This is a genomic window from Paraburkholderia caledonica (genome assembly GCF_000383275.1).
Lineage (GTDB): Bacteria > Pseudomonadota > Gammaproteobacteria > Burkholderiales > Burkholderiaceae > Paraburkholderia > Paraburkholderia caledonica.
The window spans coordinates 77,547-89,879 of the sequence record NZ_KB911044.1 but is presented as its reverse complement, the minus strand read 5'-3'; the positions used below and the strand labels follow the sequence as shown (position 1 = coordinate 89,879).

Below are 12,333 nucleotides of genomic sequence, written 5' to 3'. Positions count from 1 at the left end.
GCTTCCTGCTCACGCGGCGTGACTGTCCGACGCCGCTTCGTTCACGCCGTCATGCACCCGGCCTCTGATGCCGGGAAAACGCATTGTCACGGTAGTGCCCTCACCGACGGTGGATTCGATCCGCAACCCGCCGCCGAACGACTGCATGATGCGGTTGCAAAAGATCATGCCCATGCCGTGGCCGCCACGCCCCGCGTGCGTCGTGACAGGATCGAGCAGCAAGCGCGCCTTGATCTCCGGCGCGATACCCGGGCCATTGTCGTGCAGGCGGATTTCGGGCTCGGGCCCGTTCATCACTTCGATCCGCAACGAAGGCGCCGGGCAACCGTCGAGCGCACGCAACGCATTCGACAGCAGTGAAGAGAGTACGAGCGCCACGCAATTCGGCATAGCGTGAACGACAAAATCGCCTCGCATTTCCAGGCCGATCCATTCGCGCTGCGAACCGGCGAACGGATAGGAGTCGAGTAGCGTGGCGACGAGGCGTGTCGCCCTGACCTCGCGCGCGGCGCTGCCGGTCGCCGGTTGCGGGCCGCCGCTTTTGTGCACCGTCGCCCAGAACGACGAGATCAGCGTCAGGCAATACTGCGCGTTATTGAGCATCGAGGTAGCCGCAGTGCCGATTTCCTGTTGACGCTGCGGGTCGTATTCCTGGGCGACATCGTTTTCGACCGAGCGAGCAAAGAGCGATATCGCCGCCAGCGGCGTGTTGAGTTCGTGAGCGAGGAACGCAAGCGTCTCGTCCATTGCAAGCAGCCTTTGCTGGCGCGTTTCGCGCTCGACGTAGCGCGCCACCGCCTGCTTCAGCACCTCGCGCACCGACTCCATGCGAAGCGGCTTTTCGATGATGCGGAACAGGTCACCGGTATTGAACGTTTGCAGCAGCATGTCCTTGTCGGCATAGGCAGTGACGAGGATGCGCACGGTCTGCGGATACGCCTGTGCAACCTCGCGCAGCAGATGGCCGCCATCGCGCCCCGGCATGCGAAAGTCGGTGACGAGCACGGCGACTTCCGAACCGAATTCCTGCAACAGCGCCATGGCTTCGTCGGCGCCCTGCGCGAGGTGCACGCGGTAATCGTCACGCACGGCGCGCGCAAAGTGGGTGCGCGACATCTCGTCGTCATCAACGAACAGGATGGAAAACGGCGCTTGTATCGTGTCACTCATCGTGTTTCGGGCGGTTCCATTGGCGGACGTCGACAGTCGGGGTTCGCTCGCATTCTACCGTCGCACAAGGCCGGACCGAAACCCGAAAAGCCATCGGCCAGGCGTAAAACGACTAAGTCAATTCGACCGGCATAAAGGCACTCGGCAATAAATCCCATTACAGATTACCGACGCTTCCGCAGACATTCACAATACAATAATTACACTCAACCGACGATTAGCTTCGACCCTGCATTCAGCACGATAATTGCTCCCAGGATTAACACCGACAAAGCTGCGCTCTTTCCTGCAGCCGCTTAACGGTGAGCGTACACTCGCGCTCGAAGCCCATGCCATAGGGCGTACCGGGCACCTCGACATCGACCGCGGGTTATTGGAGACCAGGAGAACATCAATGAACTGGACACGGGAACAGAGAAACGTCACGATTGCCGCCTATCTCGGCTGGACACTCGACGCATTCGATTTCTTTCTAATGGTGTTTGTATTGAAAGATATCGCGGCGGAATTCAATACGAAAATCCCCGAAGTCGCATTCGGCATAATGCTGACGCTGATGATGCGCCCGGTCGGCGCGCTGATTTTCGGCTGGCTCGCGGACCGCTACGGCCGCCGGCCCACGTTGATGGTCAACATCGCGTGCTTCTCTCTACTCGAACTGCTGTCGGGCTTTTCGCCGAACCTGGCCACCCTGCTCGTGTTGCGAGCGCTATTCGGCATCGCGATGGGCGGCGAATGGGGCGTGGGCGGCGCATTGACCATGGAAACCGTGCCGCCGAAATCGCGCGGCATCGTTTCCGGCCTGCTGCAAGCCGGCTATCCGAGCGGCTATCTGCTCGCCTCGGTCGTGTTCGGTGTGTTCTATCAGTACATCGGCTGGCGCGGCATGTTCTTTGTCGGTGTGCTGCCCGCGCTGCTCGTGCTGTACATCCGCGCGCACGTACCGGAATCGCCGGCCTTCAAGACGCTCGAGAAGCAGGCGCGTCCTGGCCTCGTCGCAACGCTGAAGCAGAACGTGAAGCTGTCGCTATACGCAATCGTTCTGATGACCGCGTTCAACTTCTTCTCGCACGGATCACAGGACTTGTATCCGACGTTCCTGCGCGTCCAGCATCAGTTCGACGCACATACGGTGTCGTGGATCACGATCACGCTGAACGTCGGCGCGATCTGCGGCGGGCTCTTTTTCGGCATGTTGTCGGAGAAGATCGGGCGCAAGCGCGCGATCTTCATCGCCGCGCTGATTGCATTTCCGGTGCTCCCGCTGTGGGCTTTTTCGAGCACGCCGGTGCTGCTCGCGCTCGGCGCGTTCCTGATGCAAATCTCGGTGCAAGGCGCATGGGGCGTCATTCCAGTTCATCTGAACGAGATCTCGCCCGACGAAATCCGCGCGACCTTCCCCGGTCTCGTGTATCAGTTGGGCAATCTGATCGCTTCCGTCAACGGTCCGCTGCAGGCGAGCGCCGCCGAAGCGCACGGCAACAACTATGCGCTCGTCATGGCGGTCGTGATCGGCATCGTCGCCGCCGTGATCTGCGCGCTGATTCCGTTTAGCCGGGAGCGCCGCGGCATCGACATGACGCAGTCGGCGAGACATGTCGGCGCCCATCCTGCGCAAGGAAGTGCGGTTGGAGGAGAGGTTTAAGCACTAGAAGCCGACCACAGTTCTTCTTTCACATGAAGCCGTTCCGATTCCTCGGAACGGCTTTTTTATTCCCGTCATGCAAACGCATAGCGAACGCATGACAGGCGCCACGCGTGAAGTCTTCTAGAGGAGTTAATCGACATCCGACCCTTGCCCAACTCGCCCTTCCTTCTTATCCTGAAAAAAACGGCTGTTTCAAATGCCTATTTGAATCGCCTGTTCGCAGAGCGGGCGCCGAGAACTGGGAGACGCAAATGGCAGGTCGCACAACAGGCCGGCACGCCGGCGATACGAAGTCACGCATCCTGGATGCGGCTGAGGCGCTCTTCATCGATTGTGGATACGAGGCCATGTCGCTGCGCCAGATCACTTCGCGCGCCGAGGTCAATCTTGCAGCGGTCAACTATCACTTCGGCAGCAAGGAGTCGTTGATTCACGCGATGCTGTCGCGCCGTCTCGACCGTCTCAACCAGGAGCGTGTGAAGCTGCTCGAACGCTTCGACCGGATGCTCGGCGAACGTCTGACCTGTGAGCATGTGCTCGGCGCGATGTTCATTCCGGCGCTGCGGCTCTCGCGCGATCCGCGCGTCGGCGGCAAAGCTTTTCTGCGCTTGCTCGGGCGCGCCTATACGGACCCCTCTGCTTTCATTCGCGACTTTCTGAGCGCCCACTATGCGTCGGTGGCCGTGCGCTTTTTCGACGCGTTCCAACGCGCGCTGCCGCATCTGCCGCGCGAGGAACTGGGCTGGCGGCTGCACTTCGCCATCGGCGCGCTATCGGGCGTGCTCGCGGGCGCCGACACGGACAGCCTCATTGCCGAGTTCTCGCAAGGCAAGTCGATGAACGATCTGCAACTGATCGCACGGCTTGCCTCGCTAATGGTCGCCGCACTGAAAGCGCCGCTACCCGACGCATCGCAACTGGCGATGTTCGCCGCCGTGCTGGGCGATGCCGACGATACAGGCGCGGACAGCGCGCTCGACGGCAGCACGCATAGCGCAGGCGATGCGCCGAGTGAAGCACACAGCGGCGGCACGATCGAAGCCTGCTCGTTCCAGCAGGCGTTGCACGGCGCGTCGCAAACGTAGCGCAAAGACGCCGGGCCGCTCGCACAACAACGACAACAACGTGAACCGTCCACGCAACGTGGATGCGTTTGCACGCATCATGAAAACAGGGAGGAAACGTCATGCTGTGGTTCATCCTGCTGCTGGTTGCCGGCGCTCTTGCGCTTGTCTACGTAGAGGCGCGCGCATTATCGTGGCTTGCCTTCATGATCGTCTGGGTTGCGGCGGTACGAGTGAGCGGAGCGGCGGGCGTTGCTGCAACCACGCTTTGGGCCATCGTGCTGGTCCTCCCTGCCATCGTGTTCGCCGTCAAGCCGCTGCGCCGCGCATGGCTCACGAAGCCGGTGCTCGACGTGTTTCGCAAGATCCTGCCGGAGATGTCGCCGACCGAGCGCGACGCGATCGAAGCCGGTACGGTCTGGTGGGACGCCGAACTTTTCTCCGGACGGCCTCATTGGGACAAGCTGCTCGGCTACGGCCCCGCGACATTGACGGCGGAAGAACAGGCGTTCCTCGATAACGAATGCGAGCAGTTGTGCGATCTCGCGAACGACTGGGAAACCACCATGGTGTGGCAGGACCTGTCGCCGCAAGCATGGCAGTTCGTCAAGGAGCGCGGCTTTCTCGGCATGATCATTCCGAAGCGATACGGCGGCAAACAGTTCTCCGCATACGCGCATTCGCAGGTCATCATGAAGCTGGCCACGCGCTGCTCCGCGGCAGCCGTTTCGGTGATGGTGCCGAACTCGCTCGGTCCGGCCGAACTGTTGATGCACTACGGCACCGAAGAGCAGAAGAACCACTATCTGCCGCGTCTCGCGCGTGGCGAGGAAATCCCATGCTTTGCGCTGACGAGCCCGTACGCCGGTTCGGACGCCGCCGCGATTCCCGATGTCGGCATCGTTTGCAAGGGCATGTTCGACGGACGCGAGACGCTCGGCTTTCGCGTGACATGGGATAAGCGCTATATCACGCTCGGCCCGATCGCGACCGTGCTCGGCCTTGCGTTCCGGGCGCTCGATCCCGAGCATCTTCTCGGCTCGACCGATGAACCCGGCATTACCTGCGCATTGATTCCAACCGATCATCCGGGCGTGAACATCGGTCGTCGTCATTGGCAGCTTAACGCCGTGTTCCAGAACGGCCCGAACTCCGGCAAGGACGTCTTCATTCCGCTCGACTGGGTGATCGGCGGACGCGCTCAAGTCGGCAACGGTTGGCGCATGCTGATGGAATGCCTCGCGGCGGGCCGCGCGATCTCGCTGCCGTCGTCGAATGTCGGCATGGCGAAGCTCGCCGTGCGCGGCACGGGAGCGTACGCGGCGGTTCGTCGCCAGTTCCGCACGGCTGTGGGCAAATTCGAGGGCGTGCAGGAAGCGCTTGGACGCATGGGCGGCAATCTCTATGTGATGGATGCCGCGCGCCGCCTGTCCGCACATGCGGTCGATCTCGGCGAAAAGCCTTCGGTGATTTCGGCAATCGCCAAGTATCACATCACCGAACGTGCCCGCATGGTGATCAACGACGCGATGGACGTCGCCGCCGGCAAGGGAATCTGCATGGGGCCGTCTAACTTTCTGGCGCGCGCGTATCAGCAGGTGCCGATTGCGATCACCGTGGAAGGCGCGAACATTCTCACGCGCTGCCTGATCATTTTCGGCCAGGGCGCGATTCGCTGCCATCCGTATGTGCTGAAGGAGATGAGCGCGACCCGCGAGACGGACGGCGCTAAAGCGCTGCGCGATTTCGACGACGCGTTCTTCGGCCACGTCGCTTTCACGCTTTCGAACGTGGTACGCAGCTTCGTCTACGGCATCACGGGCGGCGCATTCATTGCGAAGCCCCGCGCCGCGCATGCGCCGCTTCATGCGTATTACCGCGCGGCCACTCGGCTTGCCACCGTTTTCGCGCTGCTCGCGGATGTCTCCATGTTCGTGCTCGGCGGCGACCTGAAGCGCCGTGAACGCATTTCGGCGCGCCTTGGCGACCTGCTCTCGCAGCTCTATCTGATCTCCGCAACGCTCAAGCGTTTCGAGGACGAAGGCCGTCAGGAAGACGATCTGCCGCTCGTGCGCTGGGGCGTCGAAGATTCGCTCTATCGCGCGCAACAGGCGCTCGACGGCGTGCTCGCGAACTACCCGAACCGCTTCGCCGCCGGCCTCGTGCGTGCGCTGGCGTTCCCGTTGGGACTGCCGCATCGCGAACCGTCCGACCGCCTCGGCAGCGAGATCGCCGAATTGATGCAGACGCCTGGCGCCGCGCGCAACCGCCTGGTGTCGGACTCCTACGTGCCGCACCCGGACGTCGACGCGCTCGGCTACGGCGAACTCGTGTTCGAGCTGAATCCGCGCTTTACGCAAATCGAGCAGAAGCTGCGCGAAGCGGTGAAGGCGCGGCGGCTCGAGCCAATGCCGCAGAGCGTCGTGCAACTCGCCGCGTGGGCCGACGCCGCGCTGCAACAAGGCCTGATCGACGCCGACGAGCGGCGTGTACTCGGCGACTACGCGCGCTATGCCGCACAGGTCGTTAAAGTGGACGATTTCCCCGCCGATTTCGACATCCTCGCCAAACTGCAACAACGCAAGGAGACGCTCGAAAAGGTGGTGGAAGCGGCGCTGTGATTCCAATGGACGCCTGTGCGACCGCATGAAAAAACCTCGCTTCGCGACACGCCGATGCACCAAACTCAGTGCACACTGACAGACGTGCGGGCGTGTCCAGCGGAGCAACGAACAATATGAACGACTCTTACCTGAACTTCGTCAATTCGCCGTTCGGCGCGCGCGTTGCGCGTTCTCTGGGCCTTCCGAAGCCCGAGGTGCTGCGCCGTTATCGCGCTGACGAGCCCGAGTTCGGCGGCCTGGTCGCGATTGGCGCCGGGCGCGAGCCGCATCTGCTCGATTCGCTGGCGGACCTGGTGGCGAGCATCGGCGTGACGAGCGTCGCGCATGAAAGCGCCGGACTGTGGATGCCCCTCGCACATCGTCACGGTCTGCTGACGGGGCGCTTCGAACCCGCGGAGTCGGGCTCGGCCGCGCGCGTCGGCGCATTGATCTTCGACGCGAGCGGTATCGACGACAGCACTCAGATGGAACCGCTGCACGCGTTCTTTCACGACACGCTGCGCTCGCTTGGGAAATGCGGGCGTATCGTCGTGTTGGGACGGCCGCCCGAAGCATGCGCGAGTCCGCGTCAATGGACTGCGCAACGTGCGCTGGAAGGACTCGCGCGTTCGCTTGGCAAGGAAGCGCGGCGCGGCATCACGGCGAATCTGGTCTATGTCGGCGAAGGCGCCGAGCATGGGATGGAAGCCACGCTGCGCTTCTTTCTGTCACCGCGTTCGGCGTATGTGTCGGGCCAGGTGGTGCGAATCGCCGCAGACGGTCTGCATGGCGTCGTGAATCGCGTTGCCGTAACCCATGAGGGCGGTAACGCCGCATCGCCGTTCGACTGGAACCTGCCGCTCGCGAACCGGCGCGCGGTCGTGACCGGCGCCGCGCGCGGCATCGGCGCGTCGATTGCAAGCGTGCTCGCGGCGCAGGGCGCGCACGTGATCGGCATCGACATTCCGTCCGCGCGCGACGCGCTCGAAGCCACCATGCGCCAGTTGAACGGCACCGCTCTCGCCTTCGACATTGCGGCGCCCGAAGCGCCCGCGCAGATCGCCGCCGCGCTCGACGATCACGGCGTGGATATCGTCGTGCACAACGCCGGCATCACAAAAGACAAAACCATCGCGAAGATGACAGGCGGCGCGTGGCAAAGCGTGATCGACATCAACCTGTGCGCGCAGGAGCGCATCGACAACGCGCTGCTCGCGGCAGGCATCTTGCGCGACGGCGGGCGGATCGTCGGCGTGTCGTCGATCAGCGGGATCGCGGGCAATCCCGGCCAGACCAATTACGCGACGTCGAAAGCCGGGGTGATTGGCCGCGTGCAAAGCATGGCGCCGCTGCTGCGCCCGCGCGGCATCACGATCAACGCAGTCGCGCCGGGTTTCATCGAAACGCAGATGACCGCGAAGATGCCGCTGACCCTTCGCGAGGCAGGCCGCCGGATGAATTCGCTCGGCCAGGGCGGCCTGCCGGTCGACGTCGCCCAGACCATCGCGTGGCTCGCGCATCCAGGATCGGCCGGCATCAGCGGCCAGGTCGTGCGCGTGTGCGGACAAAGCCTGATCGGAGCATAAGCATGGATGAACCCGGGGATCCGTTTGGCGGGAATCATGCATCGCAGCTCGCGCCGCACAATGCGGTGCGGCCCAGAACTGTCGTCGTCGAAACCTTGCCGACGCCGGCGAAGCTCTATGCGCGAGCTTTGTCGGGCATCGTCAAACGCGCACGCCCGACGCAGTTGCCCGCATTGCGCCTCGTGCGCCCCGCTGTCGCGCTCGACCCCGGGCCCGCGTGGCGTTATGCACGCGTGTGCGGATTCATCCCGGAACATGGCGTGCCTCTCACGTATCCGCATCTGCTCGCGTTCCCCTTGCATCTGCTGATGCTGACCGACCCGGCGTTCCCGTGGCCCGCGGTCGGCCTGCTGCATCTGGCCAATCATGTGCGTCTGCGCCGGCCGCTCGCGTACAAGGACCTGCTGCGCGTGGAGGTCGAGTTCGGCGCGCTGCTGCGTCACGACAAGGGCCAGGCGTTTTTGCTGCATACCCGCATTTACCGGCGCGGCGAAGCGGTGTGGGACGGCGACAGCGTTTATCTGAAGCGCGGCGTGGCCGCGAGCGGCGCGCAACTCGAACCGCTTCAGGTCGATTCGGCAGCGCTGCAACGCATCGCGCGCTGGCAGCTTGCCTCGCAACTCGGCCGCGATTACGCGAGCGTGTCGGGCGACTACAACCCGATCCATCTGAGCGCGCTCTCTGCCAAAGCATTCGGTTTTCCGCGCGCGATCGCACACGGCATGTGGACGCTCGCGCGCGCGGCATCGTCCTTGCAGCCGCCCAAGCCGCTGGCCGAAGCGACGCTCAGTGCCGAATTCAAGCTGCCGATGCTGCTGCCCGGCGAAGCGTCGTTGTGGAGCGCGTCGTCTTCGTTGATCGAACGGGATATCGAGGTGCGCGACATCGCCGGAGAAAAGCCGCATTTGCGCGGCCGCATGCAATGGAGATTGCAATGAAGCGCGCGCCGTTTGCCCGATAACCGCGCGCGCACTCGTTCCACCGACCATGAAACATACGCAACCAGAAGGAGCCAGGCATGTCCCACCCGCTGCCACCCGTGCGCCGCGTCGCGATAATCGGCGGTAACCGGATTCCGTTCGCACGCTCGAACACCGCGTATGCGAGCGCGTCGAATCAGGACATGCTGACCTTCACACTGCAAGGACTGATCGACCGCTTTGGCCTGCACGGCGAACGTCTCGGCGAAGTTGCGGCGGGCGCCGTCATCAAGCATTCGCGCGACTTCAATCTGACGCGCGAATCTGTGCTGTCCACCACACTCGCGAAGGAAACGCCCGCGTACGATGTTCAACAGGCCTGCGGTACGGGGCTCGAAGCCGCCATACTCGTCGCCAACAAGATCGCGTTGGGTCAGATCGAAGCGGGTATCGCGGGCGGCGTCGATACGACATCGGATGCGCCTATCGGCGTCAACGAAAAGATGCGCAAGATTCTGCTCGAAGCGAATCGCGGCAGGAGTACGGGCGAGCGAGTGGGCGCGCTCGCGAAGCTGCGGCCCGCCATGTTTTTCAAGCCGCTCCTGCCGCGCAACGGCGAACCGCGCACCGGCCTTTCGATGGGCGAGCACTGCGAACTGATGGCCAAGCGCTGGAACATCTCGCGCGAAGCGCAGGACGTGCTGGCTTACGAGAGTCACCGCAAGCTGGCCGAAGCTTACGCGCGCGGTTTCGTCAACGATCTGATGACGCCGTATCGCGGCCTCGCGCGCGACAACAATCTGCGCTCGGACCTCACGCTCGACAAGCTCGCCGCGCTCTCGCCCGCCTTCGATCGCGACGCGGGCACGCTGACCGCAGGCAATTCGACACCGCTCACCGACGGCGCCTCCGCGGTACTGCTTGCAAGCGAGGAGTGGGCCGCGCGCCACGGGTTGCCGGTGCTCGCCTATCTGAGCTGGTCGGAAACCGCGGCAGTCGACTTTTTCGACAAGAAAGAAGGCCTTTTGATGGCGCCCGCCTACGCGGTGCCGCGCATGCTCGCGCGAGCCGGACTCACGCTGCGGGACTTCGATTTCTACGAGATCCACGAAGCGTTCGCGGCGCAGGTGCTGTGCACGCTCGCGGCGTGGCAGGATGACGAATACTGCCGCACGCAGCTTGGCCTCGACGGGCCGCTCGGTTCGATCGACAGCGCGAAGCTCAACGTGAACGGCGGATCCCTCGCAACCGGGCATCCGTTCGCGGCGACGGGCGGGCGCATCGTTGCGGGTCTGGCGAAAATGCTCGCTCAACTCGACAAGCCGGCGGGCACGGCGCGAGGACTGATTTCGATCTGCGCGGCGGGCGGCCAGGGCGTGGTGGCGATAATCGAGCGCTGAGATTCATGGTGGCCGTAGCAAATGCAGCAACATGCTGGACCGCTTCAACCAGCACACAAACCATTGAAGCCAAGGCTTCAGGAGACGACCGATGACCCAGCCCACTCAAGCCTCGCTCTCGCCCGCCGCTGCGAATCAGGCAACCGGGCCCGCTCACGCAGATGCGGCGGCAACGCCTCATGCAATGCAAGACGCAACGGGGCACACTAACCACGCCCCCAACACCGACGGCATCTGGTACGCGTCGTATCCCGCCGACGTGCCGCATGAGATCGACGTCGGCAAATACGAATCTGTCGTGCATTTCTTCGACGAATGCATTGCGCAATTCCGTGAGCGCGTTGCGTACGTCAGCGTCGGCGCGAGCATGACCTATGGCGAACTCGGCCGCAAGGCGACCGCCTTCGCCGCGTATCTGCAAAGCATCGGCGTGAAACCGGGCGCGCGCGTCGCGATCATGCTGCCCAATACGTTTCAATACCCGGTGTCGCTGTTCGGCGTACTGAAAGCCGGCGCGGTGGTGGTCAACGTCAATCCGCTTTACACCGTGCGCGAACTCGCGCATCAGTTGAAGGACAGCGGCGCGCAGACCATCATCGTTTTCGAGAACTTTGCGAAGACGGTGCAAGACGCGTTGCCGGGCAGCAAAGTGCAGAACGTGATCGTGACAGGACTCGGCGACCTGCTCGCCGACGGCCTGAATCTGAAGGGACGTGTGCTCAATTTCATGCTGCGCCACGTGAAGAAGATGGTGCCCGCGTACAGTCTGCCCAATGCCGTTCCGTTGCTGAAGGCGCTTGCCATTGGTTATACGCGGCCGCTCACGCCTGTTCGGCCGACGCATCACGATATCGCGTTTCTTCAGTACACCGGCGGAACGACCGGCGTCGCGAAGGGCGCGATGCTCACGCACCGGAACATCATCGCCAATCTGCTGCAGGCAAAGGCATGGGCCGAAGGTCAGTTGAGCGGAGAAGTGGAAACGGTACTCACACCGCTGCCGCTCTATCACATCTATTCGCTGACGGTGAACGCGCTGATTTTCATGGGTCTCGGCGGACGCAACATTCTGATCGCCAATCCGCGCGACATGAAGCGCGTAATGATGATCATCCGTCACGAGAAATTCACCGGCATGACGGCGGTCAACACGCTCTACAACGCGTTTCTCGAGAACGAGGAATTCTGCAAGCGCGATTTCTCCGACCTGAAACTGGCAATGGCGGGCGGCATGGCAACGCAGCGGTCGGTAGCCGAGCGCTTCAAGGCCGTCACCGGCAAGCCGATTATCGAAGGCTACGGCTTGACCGAATGCTCGCCCATCGTGTCGATGAACCCCGTCGACATCTCGAACCTGCGCGACTTCGAAGGCTCGATCGGCCTGCCCGCGCCCTCCACGCAAGTCCGCTTCAGAAAAGACGACGGCAGTTGGGCCAACATCGGCGAAGCGGGCGAATTGTGCGTGAAGGGGCCGCAGGTCATGAAAGGCTACTGGAACCGGCCGGAAGAAACGGCGAAGGTGATCGACGACGAAGGTTGGCTTGCGACCGGCGACATTGGCGTGATGGATTCGCGCGGCTTCATCCGGCTGATCGACCGCAAGAAAGACATGATTCTGGTCTCGGGCTTCAACGTCTATCCGAACGAGATCGAAGATGTCATCGCGGCGCACCCGGACGTGCGCGAGGTGGCTGCAATCGGTGTGCCCGACGACGCCCAGGGCGAACGCGTGAAAGTGTTCATCGTGAAGCGCAATCCGTCGCTGACCGCCGAGCAGGTGATCGCACATTGCCGCAAGAATCTGACGGGCTACAAGGTGCCGAAGGTGGTCGAGTTTCGCGACGAGCTGCCGCAAACCAACGTCGGCAAGATTCTGCGCCGTGCGCTACGGGACGAGGAACTCGCGAAGCAAAAGACTGCCTGAGAGGCAAGGCGCTTGCAT

8 protein-coding genes are annotated in these 12,333 nt (G+C 63.0%); 7 read left to right on the top strand and 1 reads right to left on the bottom strand.

The features are described from left to right. Positions 1–9: 9 nt before the first annotated feature. Positions 10–1,170 (bottom strand): hybrid sensor histidine kinase/response regulator, encoded by a 1,161-nt coding sequence (locus H281_RS0126415; protein ID WP_020070147.1) that lies wholly within the window; start codon positions 1,168–1,170, stop codon positions 10–12. Between the two features lie 394 nt (positions 1,171–1,564). On the opposite strand from H281_RS0126415, the gene H281_RS0126410 reads away from it, so the two are divergent. The 7 genes from H281_RS0126410 to H281_RS0126380 all read left to right on the top strand — a co-directional run bounded on the left by H281_RS0126410 (position 1,565) and on the right by H281_RS0126380 (position 12,315). Continuing rightward, entirely contained in the window at positions 1,565–2,815 is a 1,251-nt protein-coding gene (locus tag H281_RS0126410; RefSeq protein WP_020070146.1) for an MFS transporter, read from the top strand. A gap of 254 nt (positions 2,816–3,069) precedes the next feature. After that, positions 3,070–3,903 (top strand): TetR/AcrR family transcriptional regulator, encoded by an 834-nt coding sequence (locus H281_RS0126405; RefSeq protein WP_020070145.1) that lies wholly within the window; start codon positions 3,070–3,072, stop codon positions 3,901–3,903. Between the two features lie 101 nt (positions 3,904–4,004). Further along, positions 4,005–6,503: an acyl-CoA dehydrogenase gene (locus H281_RS0126400; RefSeq protein WP_020070144.1), complete on the top strand. Its 2,499-nt coding sequence runs from the start codon at positions 4,005–4,007 to the stop codon at positions 6,501–6,503. A gap of 116 nt (positions 6,504–6,619) precedes the next feature. Beyond that, on the top strand, positions 6,620–8,071 hold the full coding sequence (locus tag H281_RS0126395) for a 3-oxoacyl-ACP reductase (RefSeq protein WP_020070143.1): 1,452 nt from the start codon (positions 6,620–6,622) through the stop codon (positions 8,069–8,071). Positions 8,072–8,073: 2 nt separating this feature from the next. Beyond that, entirely contained in the window at positions 8,074–9,009 is a 936-nt protein-coding gene (locus tag H281_RS0126390; RefSeq protein ID WP_020070142.1) for a MaoC/PaaZ C-terminal domain-containing protein, read from the top strand. Positions 9,010–9,089: 80 nt separating this feature from the next. After that, on the top strand, positions 9,090–10,391 hold the full coding sequence (locus H281_RS0126385; RefSeq protein WP_020070141.1) for an acetyl-CoA C-acetyltransferase: 1,302 nt from the start codon (positions 9,090–9,092) through the stop codon (positions 10,389–10,391). A gap of 91 nt (positions 10,392–10,482) precedes the next feature. Then, positions 10,483–12,315: an AMP-binding protein gene (locus H281_RS0126380; RefSeq protein WP_020070140.1), complete on the top strand. Its 1,833-nt coding sequence runs from the start codon at positions 10,483–10,485 to the stop codon at positions 12,313–12,315. Positions 12,316–12,333: the final 18 nt, after the last annotated feature.